The following is a 21,380-nucleotide window of genomic DNA, read 5'->3' on the forward strand; positions in this document are numbered from 1 at the left end:
TTTTTTAGAGGATGTCACGTGAAAGTCGCTCTCATTGGTTCGACCGGTTTTGTTGGAACGCATCTCAAGAAAGAACTTCTTCAACGAGGCCACGAGGTCACGGTATTGCTTCGCAACGCCGCAAGCGCGGCGTCGTCCGAGCGTCTCAAAGTCGTTGTCGGCGACGCGTATTCGTGGGAGTCGGTGGCGAACGCCGTGCGCGGTCACGATGCCGTAGTGTCCGCGTTCAACCCTGGATGGAACGACCCCGAACTGTTCGAGAACTTCACTCGCGGCAATTCGGCAATCGTTCGCGGCGTCGAGGCAAGCGGCGTTCGGCGCTATGTGGTCATTGGCGGCGCCGCGAGCCTGTTCGTCGCGCCTGGCGTGCAACTCATCGATACCGACGAGTTCAGTTCGCATGTGCCGGCGAACATCATTCCGGGCGCAACCGCCGCCCGCGACGCGCTCAATGCAATTCGCGGCAACACGGTCCTGGATTGGACTTTCGTAAGCCCGCCCGCTTTTCTCGAAGAAGGTGAGCGCACGGGTTCTTATCGACTTGGCTCGGAGAACCTTTTAATGGATGGCGACAAGCCGGCCGGCATCTCCGTCGCCGATTTAGCGGTCGCAGTGGTCGATGAACTGGAGAATCCAAAACACGTTAGAGCCAGATTCACGGTTGCGCGCGAACTTTGAGCATTCGAAGCCGCTGCGAGATTCCATGCGTGGACGTAAGAGGCTAAACGGACGAGCAGACTCGTTTCGAGTCCATGGCTTGTGCGAGAAGTCTTATAATGCTTCTACTCCACGCATCGATGGCGATACGGCTCATCGAACAAATACTACGCACATGGCTTATCAAAACCCTGAAATTACCCGCCTCGTCGCGCAGCAGCAAGCGCTGGAGCGGCAGTTGAACGAAGCTAAAGAACAAGAGACGCAGCTCGTACTGAAGGAAATTGTTCAGAAGATGCGTCAGTACGGTATTTCGCTTAACGAATTGTTTGGCCCGAAGTCGGGCGCCCAGCGCGCCGACGCCCCGGCGAAATATCGCGACCCGGTAAGCGGCGCGACCTGGAGCGGCCGCGGCCGCGCGCCGCAATGGATTGCCGGGAAAGATCGCGACGAGTTTCTCGTCGACAAGGGCGAAAATGTCCGCGCGATGGTTCAAGCCGCGCTATTCCCCGAAAAGCATTAAGTCGAAAGAAAGCTCGCCCGCGCCCGCTTCGAACCACGGGCGCAGCGATCTATTCTCCTGTGCGTAGGCGTTAAATCGCCATGCCGCCCGACACTTCAATACGCTGAGCGTTGATCCACCGATTATCTTCGGAGAGCAGCGACGCGATCATCGGGCCAATGTCGTCGGGTAATCCGGCACGGCCCAGCGCCGTCATGTCGGCAATGCGCTTATTCAGCTCCGCATTATCCCGCACTATTCCGCCGCTGAAATCCGTCTGAATTGCACCGGGCGCGACCACGTTTACTGCGATCCGGCGCGGCGCGAGTTCCTTCGCCATGTATTTCGTCAATACTTCGACCGCGCCCTTCAGCGAGCCGTAAGCGCCGCTTTCCGGTACGATGATTCGCGTCAGCCCGGAAGACAAGTTGACGATCTTCCCGCCGTCGCGAATAAGCGGCAGCAGCTTCTGCGTCAAAAAGAACACGCCTTTGAAGTGCACGTTATATAGGCCATCCAATTCTTCCTCGGTCGTTTTCTCGATGCTGTTGTGATGTGATGTACCCGCATTGTTGATGAGGAAATCGAAGCGTTCTGCTTTCCATTCGGCCAGAGTTTCGCGGACCTTGCCGATAAAGCTATCGAAGGCGCCGACATTTCCGGTGTCTAGCTGAAGCGCCACTGCTTTCCGACCGAGATCGGACACGGATCGGATGACGTTTTCAGCTTCCTCGCGATTCCGGTGATAAGTAAAGATAATATCGACGCCTCGCTTGGCGAGATTCAGCACTGTGTTTCGGCCTAAGCCCCGGCTGCCGCCGGTGACAATCGCAATCTTTTCCGCGGACATGTTTGCTCTCCTGTGACAGGAAACAGAATAGCCAACCAAGCCTCGAAAGATAACGTGCTCGAGTCTGCACGGGGTGTACTGAAAGAGCGAACAATGGGACCCAACCTCAAGGAACTGGAAGCATTCGTGGCCGTCGTCGAAGCGGGCGGTTTTCGCGATGCCGCGCGCGCCATCGGCAGCAGCCCTTGCGGCGTAAGCGAAGCGGTGCGCCGTCTCGAAGCCCGCACCGGCGTGCGTTTGCTTCATCGCACGACACGCAGCGTCACGACGACCGAAGCGGGCGCGCGGCTCTTGGCTCGACTCAAGCCCGCGCTCGATGGCCTCGACGCAGCGCTCGACGTGGTGAACGGCTTTCGGGACAAGCCAGTTGGCAAGTTGAAGCTGAATGTGCCGGTGGTCGCGGCCAAACTCATCCTGCCGCGCCTGGTGCCGGCGTTTCTCGCGGCTTACCCGGATATCGAACTGGAGGTGATTGCCGACGACGGCTTCATCGACCTGATGGCGGAAGGATGCGACGCAGGCATTCGCTACGGCGAACGTCTGGAGCAGGACATGATCGCCGTTCCTATCGGTCCGCGCGAGCAACGAATGGCGCTCGGTGCGTCACCCGCGTATCTGGAGCGTCGCGGTCGTCCTCAGCATCCGAGCGAACTCTTGCAGCATGCGTGTGTGCGCTATCGCTTCGCGAGCGGCGCGATGACCACATGGGAATTCGAGCGCGACGGCGAGCACATTCGCGTCGAGCCGAGCGGCCCGCTCATCGTTCGAGCGGGCGCCGCAACCGATCTTGGAATAGATGCCGCGCTGGCGGGTTGCGGCATCGTGCAACTCTTCGACGACTGGATGAAGCCGTTCTTCGAGAACGGCTCGCTCGAGCCTGTGCTCGAACCTTGGTGGCAGCGGTTTCCGGGGCCGTTTCTGTACTATTCCGGTCACCGCTACGTGCCGACGCCGCTGCGTGCGTTTCTGGATTTCATCCGCTCGGCGTCGTTCTGAAGCGCGACGCGAACAGCACTTCCAACGCTCAAACCAGCCCCGTCATGTAATACACCGCGATCACGAAGAACACCGCGAGCGTCTTGATGACCGTCACCGCAAAGATGTCGCGATACGACTCCCGATGCGTCAGACCCGTCACCGCGAGCAGCGTGATGACGGCGCCGTTGTGCGGCAAGGTGTCCATGCCGCCGCTTGCCATGGCCACGACGCGGTGCAGAACTTCCAGCGGAATATGTGCGGCTTCGGCGCCCTTGATGAAGGTATCGGACATGGCGGCCAGCGCGATACTCATGCCACCCGACGCCGACCCCGTGATGCCCGCGAGCGAACTCACCGATACCGCCGCATTGACGAGCGGATTCGGAATGCTCTTCAGCGCATCGGAGACGACGAGAAAACCCGGCAACGCGGCGATCACGCCACCGAAGCCATATTCCGACGCCGTGTTCATCGCCGCGAGCAAAGCGCCCGCGACGGCTACGCGCGTGCCCGTGGCGAAGCGATCTTTCACGCGCGAGAAAGCCGTCAGCAACACGAGCACGATGCCGAGCAGCAGCGCGCCTTCGACTGCCCAGATCGCGACGACCGTCTTGACGGCCGTGGTCACGGGCGCATGCACGCCGGGCAGCACTTCCGGCGCGATGGTATAGCTCGCGCCGTACCACGTCGGAATCCACTTCGTGAGCGCGAAGTTGGCGACGCCCACGAGAATCAGCGGCGCAATCGCCAACGCCGGATTCGGCAGATTGGTCGACTCGACGCGCTCGGGCTCGTTCACGAGCGAGGTGCCGTAGCCTTCGCCCGTGGCCATCGCGCGGCGGCGGCGCCATTCGAGAAACGTCAGTCCCACCACGATGATGAACACCGAGCCGATCACGCCGAGCCACGGCGCGGCCCAGCCAGTCGTCTTGAAGAACGTCGTCGGGATGATGTTTTGAATCTGCGGCGTGCCCGGCAGCGAATCCATCGTGAACGAGAACGCGCCGAGTGCAATCGCGCCCGGCATCAGGCGCTTGGGAATATTGCTCTGCCTGTACATCTCCGCCGCGAACGGATACACGGCGAACACGACCACGAACAGTGACACGCCGCCGTACGTGAGCAGCGCGCACACCGCGACGATCACCGCATTGACGCGCGACTTGCCGATATAGCGAATCGCGGCGGCAACGATCGACTCCGAGAATCCCGACAGTTCGATGACCTTGCCGAACACCGCGCCAAGCAGGAACACCGGGAAGTACAGCTTGACGAAGCCAACCATCTTCTCCATGAAGATGCCCGAAAACACGGGCGCGACGGCTGCCGGATCGGTCAGCAGAACAGCCGCGAGAGCGGCGATCGGCGCGAAAAGAATGACGCTGTAACCGCGATAAGCGGCCAGCATCAGGAACGCCAGGGCGGCGAGCACGATGATGAACGACATGGAGTCTCCATTGATGTTTTGTTATCACGGGTCTCTCTTGAAGACCCTCGACGCGATTGATCGCGCGCCGCGCGGGCAAATGCAGCTTCCGTGCCATCCGCGTAGTCACAGGGCTTTGCGCTCGTTTGACCATGCATGAAGGCCGCAAATGCATTCGGAATGTCTCTGTGCCGAGACAAACTCTCGCGCGTCACGGTCGGGCACGCGCCTCGAAGCCTAGCAGATTGCCCCAATGCAGGCAGTCTCCCGTTTGAGATATCCTGTCTCGATAAAGAGATATCGGAGACAAACGCAGCATGCTCAACGACTGGATCAACGTTCCCCTGGACTATAGCGACGTCATGCGCCGCGCGATGGAATCGCTTTTCAAGACCTTCGAAAATTTGAGCGAAGGCACCTTCATCGTCGATGCGGACGCCCGCGTCGTCTGGATCAACAAGCGCTACGCGGCGCGCTTCGGTTTCCCCGATCCCACCGACGTGATCGGCCTCGATTGCGAAGCGGTCATTCCCAATAGCCTGATGCGCGAAGTCGTCGCGACCGGCAAGCCGATTCTGCTCGACGTGCTGGAGACCGACCGCGAACCGCTCGTCGTCACGCGTTTGCCGCTGAAGGACGAGCGGGGCGCGACCGTTGGCGCCATCGGCTTCGCGCTCTTCGACGAGATGAAAGCGCTCACGCCGCTTTTCGCGCATTACTCGCGCGTGCAGCAGGAACTCATCGCGACGCGCCAGTCGCTCGCGCAGGCGCGGCGCGCCAAGTACACCTTCGCGAGCTTCGTCGGCACGAGTGCGGTGAGTCTCGAAGTGAAGCGGCAAGCGCGGCGCGCGGCGCTCGTCGACTCGCCGGTCTTGCTGCTCGGCGAAACCGGCACCGGCAAAGAGCTGCTTGCACACGCGATCCACGGTGCCTCGACACGCGCCGCGAAGCCGCTCGTCACCGTCAACGTGGCCGCGATTCCCGATACCTTGCTCGAAGTCGAGTTCTTCGGCGCGGCACCTGGCGCGTACACCGGCGTGGAGCGCAAGGGACGCGTCGGCAAATTCGAACTCGCCGATGGCGGCACGCTGTTCCTCGACGAAATCGGCGACATGCCGCTGCCGTTGCAGGGCAAGCTCTTGCGCGTGCTGCAGGACAAGGAATTCGAGCCGCTCGGGTCGAACCGCATCGTGCGGGCGGATGTTCGCATCATCGCCGCGACTTCCGCCGATCTGCCCGCGCTTGTCGCGGCGGGGCGCTTTCGCGCGGACCTGTTTTATCGCCTGAACGTGCTGACCATTCACGCGCCGCCCTTGCGCGAGCGTCCGGGCGATATCGAAGCGCTCGCCTATGCCATTCTCGAAGACCTGTCGGGCGAGGCGCGCACGGGCCGCATCCGCCAGTTCGTGCTGCATGAAAACGCGCTGCGGCTGCTAGCCGGTTACGCCTGGCCGGGCAACGTGCGCGAGCTTCGCAACACGCTCGAACGCGCACTCATGCTTTCCGATAGCGAACATATCGATGCCCGCGCGCTCGCAGGCTTCATCGATTCGACACCGGCCGCGCCCGCGCCGCCAATCGAAAGCGCGTCCATGCCCTATGCCGCCGCGATGACCGACTTCGAACGTCGCTTCCTGTCCGACGCCCTGCGCGCGAACAATGGCCGCGTGGCGGAAACGGCGGGACGCATCGGCATCGGGCGGGCGACGCTTTACAAGAAGATCGCCGCGTTGGGCATCGACGTATAGGACATGTAAAGGCATGTGAGATTGTGTCAAACGTGAGCGCGCGCACATTTGCGGCAATCGTCGCGAAAGGCCGGCGTGGCATACTCGCGAAGGCATCGACATCGAAAATAACGACTGAAAACAAGGGGTAAGGGATGAAACTCGGCACTGCGATCGGCTTTTCCGTGATGCTCGCCGCGAGTGCATGGGCACTCGCCGGATGCAGCAGCGCGCCGCCTCTTTTCTCAGCCGATGGCCGTCCCACTCAGCTCGTGCAATGCCCGGCCTACGGTGGCTGGCGTCTTTGCACCGACAACGCGAAGGTCGCATGCCCGGGCGGCTACGACGTGCTCGAACAATCCAGCGCCGACAACCAGAACGGCTTGTTGATCGCCTGCAAGGCAAACTAGCTGGAACCCGTCGCGCGCTTCCTCATCGAAGCGTGATGCCGCATGCGGCGTCTTTCTCTGTTCTTCGAAGGAGCACCGATGTCCAACGCCGGTTTCGATTCCGCGCGCCTTGCCGAAATGCGCGCCGCCATGCAACGCTTCGTCGATTCCGGTGAGGTCGCGGGCATCGTCACGCTCACCTGGCGGCGCGGCGAGATTGCACAAGTGGATGCGCTCGGCTGGCGCGACACCGGCGCGCGCACCCCGATGACACGCGACACACTGTTTCGCATTGCGTCGATGACCAAGCCGGTGACGAGCGTCGCCGCGCTCATGCTGGTCGAGGAAGGCCGTCTTGCGCTCGAAGCGCCGGTGGCGAAGTGGTTGCCCGAACTGGCGAACGCGCAGGTGATGCTCGACCCCGAAGGCCCGCTCTCGCAGACCGAACCGGCGCGCACGCAAATCACGCTGCTCGACTTGCTCACTCATCGCGCGGGCTTCGCATATCACTTCACCGCGACGGGCGAACTCGCCGCCGCGTACGAGAGCGTATTCAACGGCTTCGATGCGATGGTCGATCCCGCGAGTTGGCTGGAACACGTCGCCAGAATTCCGTTGATGTTTCATCCCGGCGAGCGCTGGCAGTACGGCGTGTCCACGGATGTACTCGGCGCGCTGGTGCAGCGCGTGTCAGGCATGCCGCTCGGCGAGTTCTTCCGCACGCGCATCTTCGAGCCGCTTGGCATGCACGACACGGCTTTTGCCGTGACGCCCGAACAGGCGACGCGGCTTGCGACGTCCTATGTCGTCGATTCCCCGGGCGCGCAACCAGTGGTGGAGGATCATCCTTCGTCGAGCCGTTGGATCGACGCCGCGCGTTATCAAAGCGGTGGCGGCGGGCTCGTGTCCACCGCCGACGACTATCTGCGTTTCGCGCGTGTGTTGCTTGGACGCGGCCGTCTGCAAGGCGATGCTAAAGAGCGCGCAGCAGGTCCGCGGCTTCTGTCGCACAAGTCCGTCGACTTGATGCGCTCTAACTTTCTTACGCCTGCGCAGCGCGAGATCCCGGCGTTCGGCTATCCATTGTGGCGCGCGCAGGGTTTCGGCCTCGGGCTGTCGGTTGTCGACAATCCGGCGTTTCAATTGCCCGCGGGATATCGTTCGACGGGTTCGTTCAGTTGGCCGGGCGCGCTCGGAACAAGCTGGTTTGCCGATCCCGTCGAGGACATGATCGGCATCATGCTCATTCAGCGGCGTGCGCTCGAACCGTTCCCGCTCGCGCGCGAGTACGAGCGGCTCGTGTATGCGGCTATCGACGACTGACCGTTGTCAGCTTTGCTGCGTCTCCCGCAGCATCGTCACGTCGTAGCCGAGTGCGCGCGTGCGTTCGATCAGCGAGCGCCGCATATCGGGCGATGGCCGCGCGTCGCGCGTGAGAATCCACAGATAGCGGCCGGTCGGTTCGCCGACGATGGACCAGCTGTAGTCGTCGGCGTGATCGAGAATCCAATAGTCGCCGACATAGAACGGCCCGAAAAACGACACCTTCAGCTTCGTTCCGTTCGATCCCGGAACGATCTTCGCGCGTCCTTCCGATGTTTTATATGGCCCGCTCAAGCCGCCTTCGTGGCATGCGTTGATGACCGAGACGAGCCCGTCTTCGCGACGCGCATAGTTCGCGGTCACGCCTTCGCAGCCGCGTTCGAAGCGGTTTTCGTAGCGGGCGAACTCATGCCAGTGGCCCAGGTATCGATCGAGATCGACAGCCTTAGAAGGCTCGGGCACGTTCTCGTTGCCGCTCTTGCGTGCGCCGTTCGTGGCGCATGCCGCAAGCGCCGCAACGCCGCCAAGCGTGATGAGCGCAGCGGCGCCGTAGATCCATGGACTTCTGATTTTCATGTTGCGCGTCTACTTTTGATTGCGAAGACCTAGCATTGAGCAAACTTCATTCCGATGTTCTTGTGCTCCCGGAAAGCCTCACCTTTCGAGCGTCGGAGGAGGCTTTTGCATGTCTCCGAGGTTGCGGCATAGAAGGCAACTCCTTGTCCCATATCGTTTTTCGTTCGTCGAAAGCTAAGCCGAGGTCGATTCGACTAGTCGTTTTGACGCGCTCCTGTATTCGCTCACCTCAGGCAAACGGCTGTACGGACGGAGCGCATCAGCGGTCTTCCAGGTCGAATTCGCGTGCTGGTTGGCACTTTTCGACGTCAAGATGAAAACGTTACAGAACAACGGCTTGTCGACAGAACTTAGAGCACATTAAAACGTTTCGCGGTACGGATAAACTTTGAAGCGTGAGCTTGGGCGGATCTCGCGGCTCACCATCACACCGCTCCCGAAATGCCTCACCTTTTTGACAGCGGTTATTCTCTTGGCTCCTTTCTGTTGAAGCCTTGTCATGCCATCGCCGGATCATCTGCATTTCGCTTTCTCTTCGCTGTCTTCGCTTCTCACGCCGCTTTTCACCATCATCCTGCCGGTCTTCGGACTCATCTTCGCGGGCTACGCGTGCCGCAAGCTCAACAAGCTCGGTCCCGCCGCCGCATCGGAACTGAACCGCTTCGTCGTCTATCTCGCGTTGCCCGCGTTGCTCTTCGACACGATGTCCAGGACGCCGTGGAGCATGCTCGATCAACCGGCGTTCATCGCGGTGTTCGGCATCGGGTCAGCCGTGGTGTTCGTGCTTACGCTTATCGCGCGGCTCGTGCGTGCGCGTCCGCTCGCCGATGCCAGCATCGACGGACTCAACGCTGCTTATGCGAATACCGGTTTCGTCGGCTTGCCGCTTTGTTTGCTGGCGTTCGGCAAGGAAAGTCTCGCGCCCGCCGTCATCGCAACGATCATTACTGTGTGCGTGCTGTTCGCGGTGGCGATCGTGCTGATCGAACTCGGCTTGCAAAGCGAAAAGCACATCTTCTGGACGCTATGGCGCGTGGCGAAGTCGCTTGGCAAGAACCCTCTTTTGATCGCGCCGCTTGCGGGCACGTTGCTGAGCGGTTCGGGCGCGCACGTGCCGGATGGCGCCGAAGCGTTTCTAAAACTGCTGGGCGGCGCGGCGAGTCCTTGTGCGCTGGTTGCGCTCGGACTCTTTCTCGGCGCGAAAGGCGAGGCGCGCAGTCTTCGAACGACGGGCGCACTCGTCACGCTCAAATTGATCGCGCAGCCCTTGCTGACTTACTGGCTGGCGTTTCATGTCTTCAGCATGCCGCCGCTATGGTCGAAGACCGCCGTGATTTTGAGCGCGCTGCCAACCGGCACCGGTCCGTTCATGCTCGCGGAGTTTTATCGACGCGATGGCGGCGTCACTTCGAGCGCCATTCTGTTTTCCACGGTGCTTTCGCTCGTCACCGTGACGCTCTGTCTGACCGTGCTGCTTTGAACCGGCTTCGCCCGCATTCGACCCGTCGCTCGCCCGCGATAAAAAATGCCCGGCGCGCGGGCGTCGGGCAAAGCCACCTTCTGTTCGATGGTGGAGGAGGGCCGGTTTGTTCTGCCTGTCCTAAATTACTGTGCGCTGCCATCGCTGCGAGTGTTGGCTCGCACTTGCGCATGACGTTCCTGATACGGCCGCAGTTGCGGATAGCTCAATGCGTTGACCGCTTCGAGATCGCCCGCGCGACGGGCGCTCGCCAGTTCCGCTTTCACTTCCGCACGCGACTTTGCGCCATAAGCCGATTGAGCGAAGGCCGGAGCCGTTGCAAGAAGCGCCGAAATGAGCAGGCCGCCGATAAGTGTGTTTTTCATGGAAGAACTCCTGGATTCGCTTGCGTCCGGTTGACGCCTGAGAAAAATCTAGGAGTTTTCCTATTGGACAAAAATACCCATTGAGCCAACACATTGTTGTCGGGAATGGTTGAATGCTGGCGCACGAATCGCGGGTTGGCGGGTGTTACCAAGCGCGATTCTTACCATGCTGGTAAGAATAAATTGAGTTTTGTGGGCTTTTTATGCGAATGCTTCATAGATAGAGTCACGGCATCGATCGAACACGGTCGGCCAAACACTCATTCTGGAGATGTCAAATGAAGCGCAGTCTTTCTGCAGTCCTCGCGTCGCTGGCCCTTTTTTCGGCAGTCGGCGCAGCGCAAGCCGCCGATTCGAATCCGACATCGTGCCAAGGTCCCGCATCGCAATGCAGCGTGTTTTTCGGCCACTGATCCGCCGAGGCGCAGCGGTTCGAACGCACTGAAATCATGCTCTTATCGCGGGAATGTTTCGTCAAAGTAACATTTTCGAACCATCTTTTCGGCAAACACCGAGTTATCCACAGTTTCTGTGGATAACAGTGGGGATAATCAGCCACAAACCTCGCAACAATGCGGGGGGAACTGGGTTGCTCAAATCATCGCAAAAATAGGCAGTCTGTTTGGTTCGTGACGGCGGTCAGACGGCTCGCCTATGATGTTGACTCGAAGCCGCGTCGTTTTTTCGCACGCGGATTTGTTGGCATCCTTCATGGAGCAAAACCTCATGGCCTACAAGATTGCGGTGGTCGTCGGAAGTCTGCGACGGGAGTCGTTCAACCGGCGGCTTGCGCACGCAGTCGAATCGCTCGCACCGGAAGATTTCTCGTTCGAGCATCTCGATATCGCCAGCCTGCCGTTGTACAGCCAGGACTACGACAGCGACTATCCCGAAGTCGCGGTGAAATTCAAGCAGAAGATCTCGGAAGCAGACGCGCTCCTTTTCGTCACGCCGGAATACAACCGCTCGATTCCGGGCGTGCTCAAGAATGCGATCGATTGGGGTTCGCGGCCGTGGGGCCAAAGCGCCTGGGGCGGCAAGCCGGGCGCGGTGATCGGCACCTCGGTGGGCGCGATCGGTACGGCTATCGCGCAGTCGCATCTGCGTGGCGTGTGCGCGTATCTCGACATTGCAATGCTCGGTCAGCCCGAGATGTACATCAAGCACGATGACTCGCGTATCGATGCAAACGGCGCAATCGTCAGTGACGACACGCGCAAGTATCTGCAAACCTTCGTCGATAAATACGTCGCGTGGGTCAAGAAAATCGCCGGATAAGAAGGCGTGTTCCAAAACGAATCGGCCCGCGCGTGCGGGCCGATTCGTCATTGCCTAAGCGTCCTGCAATTAAACGTGATGATGTCCCGTCACGCGATCCCAACCATGACGGACGGCAGCCTTGAAGCGCTCCCAGGTTCCGTCTTCCGGATGGCGCGTCTCCCACTCACGGCGCATCTCATATTCCATCTGATCGTCCCACGCGCGGCTGCGGAAGCGGTCGTCGTTGCCGAGCGTGGCGCCGTACCGATACGCGCCTTGATAATCCTCGTACGGCTCGCCGGTTGCAGCGTAGCGGGTGTCGTAGTCGGCGCGGAAGTCTTCCTCATATTCCATGTACTCGTTCGGCACAGCAGCCGTTCCAGCCGATGAACCCATCGCGCCGATCGATTGCGACTGGCTTTGACTCAGCGTGCCGCTTCGAATCTGCGCGGGTTCATCGAGCGGGCTCAGCGGTTCGACCGGACGCCAGTCGGCGGCGCTATCGGTACGTACGCCGGGCAGAGGATCGCCCATGTTGCCCGAACGCAGCGGATCGCGACCGGCAAGAGCGTCGCGCTCCGAAAGCGATTCGCCCGAGAGTTCGTCACGGGCGGCAAGCAGGTCGGCCGGCGTGCCGGTCAGCGGGTCGCGGGCAGCGAGTGGGTCCATGCCAGTGGTGGCGAGCGGATCGCGGCCAGTGACGGGATCGCGTCCCGACAGCGGATCGGCGGCGGTGCGCGTCTCGACTTGCGTGTACTGCGTCGTCTCGTGACGCGTCGTGCCGGCATGCGGCATCAGCGAATCGTCTGCCGGGTCGCTCACGAAGTCGCGTGCACCCAGTGCGGCGGCATCGCGGCGCGTCAACGGGTCGCCGAGCGGATCGGCAAGCGGGTCGAGCAGCGGATCGGCGGCGGCGCCTGTAGCCGGGCTTGCTGCGTCGGTGCGCGGATAAGCGCGGGCGCGCGTTGCGTCCATGCGCGCATCGCTCACCGGCTCGCGGCCCGGCACTGCACTGCCGCGTCCGAGTCCCAGTTCGTCGAGTATCGAATGATCGCGGTCATCCACGCCGGCTTGCGGCATCGCGGTGCCGTGTTCGAGCGTGGACCAGCTTGCGGCGCGCTCATCGATATCGATCGCGCCTTGATCCGCAAGCGTCGCGCGGGCGACATCGGCTTGCTCTTCGCTCGGGGTATCGACGGCTACAAGCACTGCGCCACGACGCACGGCTTCCGAATAATGCGCGACTTCTGGCGGGTGATCGCGCCCGCCGAAAAGCATGCTGAAGAAGCGCTCGATGTTCGCCAGCACGCCTGGTTCGGCGTGCGTTTGGGCATCGGGCATGACGGACGGCTCGGCGGCATCGTCGCGTTTTGGATTCGCTTGCAACTCGATATCAGCGCGCGGGAAGCCCGCTGTAACGAGGGCCGAGCGTGCGTCCTCGGCCTGCGCGTAGGTGTCGAAAACTCCGATGACGGTGTGTCGCATATACGCCTCCTGCGGATGGGCGGAACTTCGAAATCGGCAACGTTGCGAGGTTGCCGTGCATGTTTGCCCATCACGCAACGAGCGTGCCGGATGCGCCGTGGCGCGTCTGGCAAGGCTCGCAGCGATGGATCACGCAAGGCGCTTTTACAAAACTGGTACAAAAAGCAGATCAGCGGCCGATTGCCCGAGCTTCGTTGAGACGTTCGCGAATCTCGTGCAGCAAGGCGTCGAGCAGCGCGATATCGAATGGTTTAGACAGCACGCGCGCATCGACGTGACGGGCGCGGTCCAGTTCTTCCGCATAACCCGTGACGAGAATCACAGGGATGCGCGGCTCGAAGCGTTGCAGCATTTCCGCGAGGTCGATGCCGCTCATCTTGCCCGGCATGTGGATGTCGGAGAGCACCACATCGAAGGGAAATTCGGACGCTTCGCGCGCGCCTTCGAGCACGGTGACGGCGGTATCGGCGTTGAATACGTAGCTCACGTGATGACCCATCATGGCGAGCAGCGCCTCCGTGCCGGCGGCCACTTCCTCGTTGTCTTCGACGAGCAACACGCGCAAGCCTTCGGTCTCCTTGACCACGGCGGGTTCGTCTTTTACCGCCGCGTTGGCCTCGGCCTCAGCCGCCGCGCGCGGCAGATAAAGACGCACCGCCGTGCCCGCGCCGATTGCGCTGTCGATGGTCGCGAGTCCGCCCGCGCGCTCGCAAAACGCAAACACCTGCGGCAAGCCGAGACCGGTGCCCATGCCTTTCGGCTTGGTCGTGAAAAGCGGCTCGAATGCGCGGCCCAATACTTCGGAACTCATGCCGAAGCCCGTGTCTTCCAGCGTGACCTGAACGAAATCGCCGGTGATCGGAAAGCCGTCTTCGTGACGGAAGCGCACGTTGTCGGCGCGCACGGTGAACGTGCCGCCGCTTGGCATCGCGTCGCGCGCGTTGACCGCGACGTTGATGAGCGCAAGCTCCAGCTCGGCGGGGTCGACGCGCACGGGCCAGACATCCGCGGTCACTTCGACGTGGAGCGCGACCTTCGCGCCAAGCGACGCGCGCAGCAGTTCGCGCCCCGCCGGCACCCATTTGCCGATGGCAATGGTTTCGCTGCGCAATGGCTGCTTGCGCGCCACGCCGAGCAATTGCCGCGTGAGCGACTGTCCGCTCTTGAGCGCGCGTTCCATCGCGGAGAGTTCACGTTCAAGACCGGGCGCGCCGCGCCGTCGCGCGATCTGCACGTTGGTCGAGACGATCATCAGCAGATTGTTGAAGTCGTGCGCCACGCTGCCAACGAGATTGCCGAGCGCTTCCATCTTGCGCGCCTGCCGGTAGGCAGATTCGATCGAGCGCCGCATCGACGCTTCGGCTTGCCAGCGTTCCCACGCTTCTTCCTCGATGGCGAGACGCCGCAGCGATTGTCCGATGACGCCCCACAGCACGATGCAAGGCGCGAAAATCGACAACGCGAGCACGCTCAAATGCCGATACCACTCGGCCCATAACGTGGAGATCGGATAGCCGCTCGACACATAGACCGGATAGCCGCCGACCCTGCGGAACGCGACGATCTTCAGCTCGTTGTCGAGCCCGGACATCATCTCCACGACGCCGCTGCGTCGTCCCGCGCGATATGCCTCGCGCAAGGGCGAACTGGCCGCGAGCGCCATGCGGTCGGGCGGCCGTTGCGGATACCACGCGAGCACTTCGCCATCGCTGCGTGCAAGGCCGAGCGAAACGGTTGGACTGTCGCCGAGGAGTTCGCGATAGAACGCGTTGAAATAAGCAGGACGCAGCGCAATCGACACGATGCCGTTGAACTTGCCCTTGTCGGTGCGTCGCACGACCGCCGTGTTGAAGACCTGTTCGCCCGCCACGCGCCCGAGCATCACGCGCGAAATCTGTTCGATGCTGCGGTCGTCGCGCATGCCACCGAAGTCCTCGCGCGTCGCGACGGACACATCGGGCGTCGGCCAGGTGCGGCTCGTCACGAGCAGCTTGCCGTCGGCGCCAAACACCGAAACGGCAGCGACTTGCTGATAGTTGTTGCTCATCATCTTGAGACGGTCGTGGATGAGACGACTGTCGCGGCGGATCGGTTCGTCGTCGAGTCCATCGAGCAGATCGACGATGCGTTCGTTCAGCGTGACGTTGAGATCGAAGACCTTGAGCGCGTGCTCTTCGGCGACGCGTGCATTGCGGGCGACGGTTTCGGCGGCGAGCGCCTCGCGGTCGTGATAGTCGGTGTATGCGGTGACTGCCACGTAAATGCAGGGCAGCAGAATGGCGGCGACGAGCAACGCATAAAGCGTCAGGCGTTGTGCGGCGAAGTTGCGCTCGGGAACCACGGGGAATGGCGGTTCATCCTGCCTCTGTTCGGCGGCAGGATCGGCGTCGGACTCCTCACGTTGCAGCGTCATATTTGGCAGCGAAGTGGAAAACTTTACGCGCGCGCGTGTCGTTCGAAGCGTTGAACGCTTCGTTCACAGTGTTCCAAAGCACTTGAACGGATTGGGCTGTGGAGTAACCCGGTTCGGGCAAGCACGAAGAATGCCGATTTGGGTTTAGAACGTGCGTACGCGCAGGACTAGCGACATTACCAGAGTGGAGGGTATGCAGGTAAATACGATGCCGCCGCATGCAAGCGCTCGAGTCACGCGTGCAAGTCACGCCGCTGAAAGCCACGCCGCTGAAAGCCCACGCCGGTCAAGGCGCAGGCTCGATGGCCAAAGAATTGTTATACTCTTTGCCGCTTCCGGCGTACTTGCCACCGGCCCGCCGGCATTCATCGACTCGATCCACTCAGCGCCAAGCCGTTCCGCGCGCACCCGGAATCGTCGAGGCTGGCGTCATCCAACAATTCGCCCTCGGGGCGCGATAGCGAAAGAACTCGCGGAGTCCGTCTTGGCCGTTTCCCACACCATCGCTGACGAATCTGCTCCCGATGCCGCGAAGGCGTCATCCGGCAGCTCGTTTTATCTCGCGATGCGCATCCTGCCCGCCGACCAGCGGGACGCGATGTATCAGATCTACGCTTTTTGCCGCGCGGTCGACGATATCGCCGACGAAGGCAACTTGCCGCGCCGCGAACGCGCAATCGCGCTCGACCGCTGGCGCGAAGACATCGACGCGTGCTATGCCGGCGCGCCGCGAAAATCGCTCGAACCGCTCACGCGTCACATCCAGGCTTTCCAGCTCTCCCGCGACGACTTCCACGCTGTCATCGACGGCATGGCCATGGACGCCGCATGCGACATCGTCGCGCCCGACGAAGCCACGCTCGACCTCTATTGCGACCGCGTGGCAAGCGCGGTGGGCCGGCTATCGGTGAGAATCTTCGGGATGCATGAGGACGCCGGGCGACGGCTTGCACACCATCTTGGCCGCGCGCTGCAGCTGACGAACATCCTGCGCGATATCGACGAAGACGCGGGCATCGGCCGCGTCTACCTGCCGCGCGAACTGCTCGCGCGCGAAGGCATCTCGACGAGCGACGCGGCGAGTATCGTCGCCGATGCGCGCCTGCCGCGCGTGTGCGCCGTCATCGCCGAACGCGCCAAAGGGCATTACGCGCAGTCGGACACGATCATGGCCGCTTCGCCGCGCCACGAAGTGCGCGCGCCGCGCATCATGTCGGCGGCGTATCACGCCGTGCTCGACGCCAATCTGAAACGCGGCTTCGACCTGCCGCGCACGCGCGTGCGCACGCCGCGTGCGCGGCTGCTGTGGATCGTCGCGCGCAATCTTCTCTGATGTCACGGCTGGTACACGTCGTCGGCGCGGGCCTAGCGGGCCTTGCCGCAGCAGTTCAGGCGCAACGGCGCGGCGCGCGCGTCGTGCTTCACGAGGCGGCGGCGCATGCGGGCGGACGCTGCCGTTCCTATTTCGACGTGAAACTCGGCGCGACCATCGACAACGGCAATCATCTGCTGCTGTCGGGCAACCATGCGGCGTTGGGCTTTTTGCGTGCGATCGGTTCCGCCGATACGCTCATCGGCCCGAGCCAGCCCGACTACCCTTTCTTCGATTTTGCCAATGGCGCGGCGTGGACCATTCGCATGTCGCCGGGACGCCTGCCGCGCTGGATTTTCGACGCCAACGCCCGCACGCCAGACACGCAGCCCGCCGACTACTTCGCGCTGCTGCCGCTCTTCTTTGCGAAGCCGGGCCGCACCGTCGGGGAAACGATGCGCGCCAAGGGCCCCGTGTGGGACGCGCTCGTGCGCCCGCTCTTGCACGCCATGCTCAACACCGAGCCCGCCGAAGCCAGCGCGGCGCTTGCCGCCAATCTGTTGCGCGAGACGGTCGCGGCGGGCGGACAGGCATGCCGGCCGCTCATCGCGCGTAACGGGCTTGCGCATGCTTTCGTCGAACCCGCGCTGCGGCTTTTGCAGTACGGCGGCGCGGACATCCGGCTGGGCGCGCGCGTGGCGGGTATCGCCTTTTCGGGCACGGATTCGCAGGAACGGGTAAGCTCCATCGCTTTCGAAGATCGCGCCGAGCCGGTCGTGCTCGCACCGGGCGATGGTCTCGTGCTCGCCACGCCGTCCGAAACCGCGCGCCGCCTCGTGCCGGATCTCGTCGCGCCGGACGAGTTTCGCGCCATCGTCACCGTGCATTTCGCGGTCGATGCGCCGTCCGATCTCGGGCCGATCACCTGTCTCGTCAACGGCACTGCTAATTGGCTATTCGCCAACGACGGCAGACTGAGCGCGACAATCGCTGCCGCGGATCACTTGCTCGCGACGCCGCACGACGAACTCGCGCACACGGTCTGGCAGGAAGTGGCGCGCGCGGTGCGGATGTCCGCCGTGCCCATGCCGCCCTGGCAGGTCGTGGCCGACCCGCACGCAACATTTGCCGCCGTGCCGTCGCAGGAAGGCTTGCGGGCCGCGACGCGCACGCGCTGGAACAATTTCACGCTCGCGGGCGACTGGACGGCGACCGGTCTGCCCGCGACGATCGAGGGCGCGATCCGCTCCGGCCAGAAGGCGGCGGACGTGCTGATGAACCCATCGATGGAACGCTGATGAACGATTTATCCCTGTCGGCCGTGGGCGCGCCGGTATCGAAAGCCGCGCTGGACCATGCCGTCGCCGAAGCCACCGATGCGCTACTCGCGGCGCAACATCCCGAAGGCTACTGGCTGTACGAACTCGAAGCCGACGCAACCATCCCGGCTGAATACGTGCTGCTCGTCCACTATCTCGGCGAGGAAGCGAATCCGACGCTCGAAGCGAAGATCGGCCGCTATCTGCGCCGTATCCAGCGTGCAGACGGCGGCTGGCCGCTCTTCACCGACGGCGCGATGGACGTCAGCGCCACCGTCAAGGCGTATTTCGCGCTGAAGATGATCGGCGATTCGCCCGACGCGGAGCATATGCAGCGCGCCCGGAGCGCGATTCTCGCCGCTGGCGGCGCGGAAAAGGTCAACGTGTTCACGCGCATTTTGCTGGCCCTTTTCGGCGTCGTGTCGTGGCGCGCGGTGCCGATGATGCCCGTCGAAATCACGCGTCTGCCGATGTGGTTCCCGTTCCATCTGTCGAAGGTCTCGTATTGGGCGCGCACGGTCATCGTGCCGCTGCTCGTGTTGAATGCGAAGCGGCCGGTGGCGAAGAATCCGCGTGGCGTGCGTATCGACGAGCTGTTCTTGGATGCGCCGGTCAATACCGGCATGCTGAGCCGCGCACCGCATCAGAGCCGCGGCTGGTTCGGCTTTTTCCGCGTGGTCGACACCGTTTTGCGCGCAACCGACAACGCGTTCCCGAAAGCGGGCCGTCAGCGCGCGATCGAGGAAGCGGTGCGTTTCGTCGATGAGCGCCTGAACGGCGAAGACGGCCTGGGCGCCATTTTCCCGGCGATGGCCAATTCCGTGATGATGTACGACGTGCTCGGGTATCCGCCGGAGCATCCGCATCGCGCGATCGCACGCAAGTCGCTCGACAAGTTGCTCGTCATCGAAGAAGCCGAGGACGGCGAGGCGTACTGCCAACCGTGTTTATCGCCCGTCTGGGATACGTCGCTCGTGGCGCATGCGCTGCTCGAAACCGGCATGCCGAAGGCGCGCGCGGCGGTCGGGCGCGGTCTCGAATGGCTCTTGCCGCTGCAGATTCTCGACACGCGCGGCGACTGGGTTTCACGCCGGCCGAACGTGCGGCCCGGCGGCTGGGCGTTCCAGTTCGCCAACCCGCATTACCCCGATGTCGACGACACCGCCGTCGTCGCCATGGCCATGGAACGCGCGGACCGCGAAAACGGCTCGGCCATTTACGCCGAAGCGATCTCGCGCGGACGCGAATGGGTCGTCGGCATGCAAAGCAGCGACGGCGGCTGGGGCGCGTTCGAACCGGAAAACACGCAGTTCTATCTGAATAACATCCCGTTTTCGGACCACGGCGCGTTGCTCGATCCACCTACCGTCGATGTCTCCGCGCGCTGCCTTTCCATGCTCGCGCAACTCGGCGAAACGCCCGCCAACAGCGAACCGGCGCGGCGCGCGTACGACTACATCGTGAGGGACCAGGAGCGCGACGGAAGCTGGTATGGCCGCTGGGGCATGAACTACATCTACGGCACCTGGTCGGCGTTGTGCGCGCTGAACGCGGCCGGCGCGGCGCCTACCGACTCGCGCGTTAAGCGCGGCGCGGAATGGCTCATTCGCATTCAGAACGCGGACGGCGGCTGGGGCGAGGGCGGCGAAAGCTACAAGCTCGACTATCGCGGATACGAACAGGCGCCGAGTACGGCATCGCAAACGGCGTGGGCCGTGCTCGGGCTGATGGCCGCGGGCCAGATCGAGCACCCGGCGGTGGCGCGCGGTATCGACTATCTCGTTCGCACGCAGCAAAGCCACGGTTTGTGGGACGAGACGCGCTTCACCGCGACGGGTTTTCCGCGCGTGTTTTATCTGCGCTACCACGGCTATCGCAAGTTCTTTCCGCTATGGGCGCTCGCGCGATATCGCAACATGACGCGTGAAGGCCTGACGCGCGTGACGGCGGCCGTGTGAACGCGCCCGACGCGCGCTCGCTCCACGCATTGCGCCACGCGGCGGGCGGCTTGCCGGTCATTGCCGTGACCGGCATGGCGTTCGAGGCGAAGATCGTGCGCGGACGCGGCGTGGAAGTCGTGTTCGCGGCGCGCTCGGACTGGCTGGAGCGCGCGTTGTCGGACGCCATTTCGCGCGGCTGCACGGGTGTCATCAGCTTCGGAACAGCGGGCGGACTCGCGCCCGATCTGGAGCCAGGCGCGCTCGTCGTGGCCAACAGCGTGTGCGGACCCTTCGGCGAATTGCGTACCGACGACGCCTGGTCCGCGCGTATCGTCGATGCCTTCGCGGGCACTCCGCTACAGCGCCTCACGCGGCGCGGCGTCATGGCCGGCGTCGCCGCGCCGGTCAAGAGCGAAGCGGAGAAACGCTCGTTGCATTCGTCGACGGGCGCGCTCGCGGTGGATATGGAATCGCATATCGCCGGGGCGATTGCCCTTGCGCGCGGTCTGCCCTTCGCCGTGTGCCGCGCGATTGTCGATCCGGCATGGCGCACGCTGCCGCCCGCGGCCACGGCTGGTTTGCGCGATGACGGCACCACGGCCATCGGTCCGATACTGCGAGAACTGGCGCGTCAGCCCGCGCAACTCGGCGCCATGCTGCGTCTTGCCGCCGATGCCCGCGCCGCGCGAACATCGCTCGTACAAGCGCGTCACGCGCTTGAAACCGCGCATGCACTAACGTTCGATTGACCGCGTAACGTGCCGCTTGCTTTCTGCGGGTTAACCCGCATCTGCGTATAATCCGGGAAAACCCTAACAAAACTGCGTGCGGTCAGTCACGCGCGCGGGGTCAGCAGAAAAGGAAGCGCAAATGAATTTTCACACTCGCAAATGGGTCAAGCCCGAAGACCTGAATCCGAACGGCACCTTGTTCGGCGGCAGCCTGCTGCGCTGGATCGACGAGGAAGCCGCGATCTATGCCATCTCGCAACTGGGCAATCAGCGCGTCGTGACCAAGTTCATGTCGGAGATTAATTTTCTGACGTCGGCGCGGCAGGGCGACATCATCGAACTGGGAATCACGGCGACGCATTTCGGCCGCACCTCGATCACGCTGCGCGCCGAAGTGCGCAACAAGATCACGCGCAAGAGCATTCTCACGGTCGAGAAAATGGTGTTCGTGAACCTCGACGCGCAAGGCGACCCGGCGCCGCATGGCCGCACGGCGATTCGCTATGCGGACGAGTTGTTCGAAGCATATCGACGCGACCAGCGCGTGGTGGAAGCACCGAAGGCATCGAGCGATGACTACATGCAGGAAGCCGCGGAAGAAACGCACTGAGGCAATTGAAACGGGCGCTGCAAAGCGCCCGTTTCAT

19 protein-coding genes are annotated in these 21,380 nt (G+C 62.7%); 13 read left to right on the plus strand and 6 right to left on the minus strand.

Going from position 1 to position 21,380, the window contains the following annotated elements; all coding sequences use genetic code 11:
- The first annotated feature begins 18 nt into the window (after nt 1–18).
- On the plus strand, nt 19–678 hold the full coding sequence (locus QCE79_RS24345; protein ID WP_309848327.1) for an NAD(P)H-binding protein: 660 nt from the start codon (nt 19–21) through the stop codon (nt 676–678).
- Between the two features lie 154 nt (nt 679–832).
- Nucleotides 833–1,180, plus strand: a complete 348-nt coding sequence (locus tag QCE79_RS24350) for an H-NS family nucleoid-associated regulatory protein (protein ID WP_244828881.1) — start codon at nt 833–835, stop codon at nt 1,178–1,180.
- Between the two features lie 70 nt (nt 1,181–1,250).
- On the opposite strand, the gene QCE79_RS24355 is transcribed toward QCE79_RS24350, so the two are convergent.
- A complete protein-coding gene (locus QCE79_RS24355; protein WP_250510449.1) occupies nt 1,251–2,009 on the minus strand; it encodes an SDR family NAD(P)-dependent oxidoreductase in 759 nt (252 codons plus the stop codon).
- 93 nt (nt 2,010–2,102) lie between these two features.
- Here QCE79_RS24355 and QCE79_RS24360 point away from each other — a divergent pair, with 93 nt between their 5' ends.
- Complete coding sequence (locus tag QCE79_RS24360) at nt 2,103–3,005, plus strand: LysR family transcriptional regulator (protein ID WP_309848328.1); 903 nt, start codon at nt 2,103–2,105, stop codon at nt 3,003–3,005.
- Nucleotides 3,006–3,033: 28 nt separating this feature from the next.
- Here QCE79_RS24360 and QCE79_RS24365 read toward each other — a convergent pair whose 3' ends face one another.
- Nucleotides 3,034–4,434 carry a GntP family permease gene (locus QCE79_RS24365; protein WP_250467590.1) on the minus strand — a complete coding sequence of 467 codons (1,401 nt, stop codon included), beginning with the start codon at nt 4,432–4,434 and terminating at the stop codon, nt 3,034–3,036.
- 296 nt (nt 4,435–4,730) lie between these two features.
- Between QCE79_RS24365 and QCE79_RS24370 the strand changes: the two genes are divergently transcribed.
- The 3 genes from QCE79_RS24370 to QCE79_RS24380 all read left to right on the plus strand — a co-directional run bounded on the left by QCE79_RS24370 (nt 4,731) and on the right by QCE79_RS24380 (nt 7,852).
- The gene (locus QCE79_RS24370) at nt 4,731–6,161 is read left to right on the plus strand and encodes a sigma-54-dependent Fis family transcriptional regulator (RefSeq protein WP_250467589.1); all 1,431 of its coding nucleotides are present in this window, start codon (nt 4,731–4,733) and stop codon (nt 6,159–6,161) included.
- Nucleotides 6,162–6,295: 134 nt separating this feature from the next.
- Nucleotides 6,296–6,550: a hypothetical protein gene (locus QCE79_RS24375; protein WP_244828876.1), complete on the plus strand. Its 255-nt coding sequence runs from the start codon at nt 6,296–6,298 to the stop codon at nt 6,548–6,550.
- A 78-nt stretch (nt 6,551–6,628) separates the two neighbouring features.
- Nucleotides 6,629–7,852, plus strand: a complete 1,224-nt coding sequence (locus tag QCE79_RS24380) for a serine hydrolase domain-containing protein (RefSeq protein ID WP_309848329.1) — start codon at nt 6,629–6,631, stop codon at nt 7,850–7,852.
- A gap of 6 nt (nt 7,853–7,858) precedes the next feature.
- Here the strand turns inward: QCE79_RS24380 and QCE79_RS24385 are convergent, their stop codons facing one another.
- Nucleotides 7,859–8,428, minus strand: coding sequence for a lipocalin family protein (locus QCE79_RS24385; RefSeq protein WP_244828874.1), 570 nt, complete (start codon nt 8,426–8,428; stop codon nt 7,859–7,861).
- A 499-nt stretch (nt 8,429–8,927) separates the two neighbouring features.
- On the opposite strand from QCE79_RS24385, the gene QCE79_RS24390 reads away from it, so the two are divergent.
- Entirely contained in the window at nt 8,928–9,908 is a 981-nt protein-coding gene (locus QCE79_RS24390) for an AEC family transporter (RefSeq protein WP_250527055.1), read from the plus strand.
- A gap of 125 nt (nt 9,909–10,033) precedes the next feature.
- On the opposite strand, the gene QCE79_RS24395 is transcribed toward QCE79_RS24390, so the two are convergent.
- Nucleotides 10,034–10,273 carry a DUF4148 domain-containing protein gene (locus tag QCE79_RS24395; protein ID WP_250510445.1) on the minus strand — a complete coding sequence of 80 codons (240 nt, stop codon included), beginning with the start codon at nt 10,271–10,273 and terminating at the stop codon, nt 10,034–10,036.
- A gap of 726 nt (nt 10,274–10,999) precedes the next feature.
- Here QCE79_RS24395 and QCE79_RS24400 point away from each other — a divergent pair.
- The gene (locus tag QCE79_RS24400) at nt 11,000–11,551 is read left to right on the plus strand and encodes an NADPH-dependent FMN reductase (RefSeq protein WP_244828871.1); all 552 of its coding nucleotides are present in this window, start codon (nt 11,000–11,002) and stop codon (nt 11,549–11,551) included.
- 69 nt (nt 11,552–11,620) lie between these two features.
- Here QCE79_RS24400 and QCE79_RS24405 read toward each other — a convergent pair whose 3' ends face one another.
- Both QCE79_RS24405 and QCE79_RS24410 read right to left on the minus strand, forming a co-directional pair.
- Nucleotides 11,621–13,018, minus strand: coding sequence for a hypothetical protein (locus QCE79_RS24405; RefSeq protein ID WP_309848330.1), 1,398 nt, complete (start codon nt 13,016–13,018; stop codon nt 11,621–11,623).
- Nucleotides 13,019–13,187: 169 nt separating this feature from the next.
- The gene (locus QCE79_RS24410) at nt 13,188–15,431 is read right to left on the minus strand and encodes a hybrid sensor histidine kinase/response regulator (protein ID WP_250492956.1); all 2,244 of its coding nucleotides are present in this window, start codon (nt 15,429–15,431) and stop codon (nt 13,188–13,190) included.
- A 484-nt stretch (nt 15,432–15,915) separates the two neighbouring features.
- Between QCE79_RS24410 and hpnD the strand changes: the two genes are divergently transcribed.
- From hpnD to QCE79_RS24435, 5 genes are all read left to right on the plus strand, one after another.
- Nucleotides 15,916–16,764, plus strand: a complete 849-nt coding sequence (gene hpnD / locus QCE79_RS24415; protein ID WP_244828868.1) for a presqualene diphosphate synthase HpnD — start codon at nt 15,916–15,918, stop codon at nt 16,762–16,764.
- Nucleotides 16,764–18,041: a hydroxysqualene dehydroxylase HpnE gene (gene hpnE, locus QCE79_RS24420; RefSeq protein WP_309848331.1), complete on the plus strand. Its 1,278-nt coding sequence runs from the start codon at nt 16,764–16,766 to the stop codon at nt 18,039–18,041. Before hpnD ends, hpnE begins: the two co-directional genes overlap by 1 nt.
- Nucleotides 18,041–20,020 (plus strand): squalene--hopene cyclase, encoded by a 1,980-nt coding sequence (shc, locus tag QCE79_RS24425; RefSeq protein ID WP_309848332.1) that lies wholly within the window; start codon nt 18,041–18,043, stop codon nt 20,018–20,020. The genes hpnE and shc overlap by 1 nt, the downstream gene beginning before the upstream one ends.
- A gap of 74 nt (nt 20,021–20,094) precedes the next feature.
- Nucleotides 20,095–20,751 carry a phosphorylase gene (locus QCE79_RS24430; RefSeq protein ID WP_309850527.1) on the plus strand — a complete coding sequence of 219 codons (657 nt, stop codon included), beginning with the start codon at nt 20,095–20,097 and terminating at the stop codon, nt 20,749–20,751.
- 121 nt (nt 20,752–20,872) lie between these two features.
- Nucleotides 20,873–21,343 carry an acyl-CoA thioesterase gene (locus QCE79_RS24435; protein ID WP_250467579.1) on the plus strand — a complete coding sequence of 157 codons (471 nt, stop codon included), beginning with the start codon at nt 20,873–20,875 and terminating at the stop codon, nt 21,341–21,343.
- Nucleotides 21,344–21,380 lie beyond the last annotated feature (37 nt).

Source organism: Caballeronia sp. LZ003, assembly GCF_031451465.1.
Classification (GTDB): domain Bacteria; phylum Pseudomonadota; class Gammaproteobacteria; order Burkholderiales; family Burkholderiaceae; genus Caballeronia.

Coding starts and splice junctions, on each gene's coding strand:
- QCE79_RS24350 (WP_244828881.1), top strand. CDS start 833: ATGGCTTATCAAAACCCTGAAATTACCCGCCTCGTCGCGCAGCAGCAA.
- QCE79_RS24355 (WP_250510449.1), bottom strand. CDS start 2,009: ATGTCCGCGGAAAAGATTGCGATTGTCACCGGCGGCAGCCGGGGCTTA.
- QCE79_RS24360 (WP_309848328.1), top strand. CDS start 2,103: ATGGGACCCAACCTCAAGGAACTGGAAGCATTCGTGGCCGTCGTCGAA.
- QCE79_RS24365 (WP_250467590.1), bottom strand. CDS start 4,434: ATGTCGTTCATCATCGTGCTCGCCGCCCTGGCGTTCCTGATGCTGGCC.
- QCE79_RS24370 (WP_250467589.1), top strand. CDS start 4,731: ATGCTCAACGACTGGATCAACGTTCCCCTGGACTATAGCGACGTCATG.
- QCE79_RS24375 (WP_244828876.1), top strand. CDS start 6,296: ATGAAACTCGGCACTGCGATCGGCTTTTCCGTGATGCTCGCCGCGAGT.
- QCE79_RS24380 (WP_309848329.1), top strand. CDS start 6,629: ATGTCCAACGCCGGTTTCGATTCCGCGCGCCTTGCCGAAATGCGCGCC.
- QCE79_RS24385 (WP_244828874.1), bottom strand. CDS start 8,428: ATGAAAATCAGAAGTCCATGGATCTACGGCGCCGCTGCGCTCATCACG.
- QCE79_RS24390 (WP_250527055.1), top strand. CDS start 8,928: ATGCCATCGCCGGATCATCTGCATTTCGCTTTCTCTTCGCTGTCTTCG.
- QCE79_RS24395 (WP_250510445.1), bottom strand. CDS start 10,273: ATGAAAAACACACTTATCGGCGGCCTGCTCATTTCGGCGCTTCTTGCA.
- QCE79_RS24400 (WP_244828871.1), top strand. CDS start 11,000: ATGGCCTACAAGATTGCGGTGGTCGTCGGAAGTCTGCGACGGGAGTCG.
- QCE79_RS24405 (WP_309848330.1), bottom strand. CDS start 13,018: ATGCGACACACCGTCATCGGAGTTTTCGACACCTACGCGCAGGCCGAG.
- QCE79_RS24410 (WP_250492956.1), bottom strand. CDS start 15,431: ATGACGCTGCAACGTGAGGAGTCCGACGCCGATCCTGCCGCCGAACAG.
- hpnE (WP_309848331.1), top strand. CDS start 16,764: ATGTCACGGCTGGTACACGTCGTCGGCGCGGGCCTAGCGGGCCTTGCC.
- shc (WP_309848332.1), top strand. CDS start 18,041: ATGAACGATTTATCCCTGTCGGCCGTGGGCGCGCCGGTATCGAAAGCC.
- QCE79_RS24430 (WP_309850527.1), top strand. CDS start 20,095: ATGGCGTTCGAGGCGAAGATCGTGCGCGGACGCGGCGTGGAAGTCGTG.
- QCE79_RS24435 (WP_250467579.1), top strand. CDS start 20,873: ATGAATTTTCACACTCGCAAATGGGTCAAGCCCGAAGACCTGAATCCG.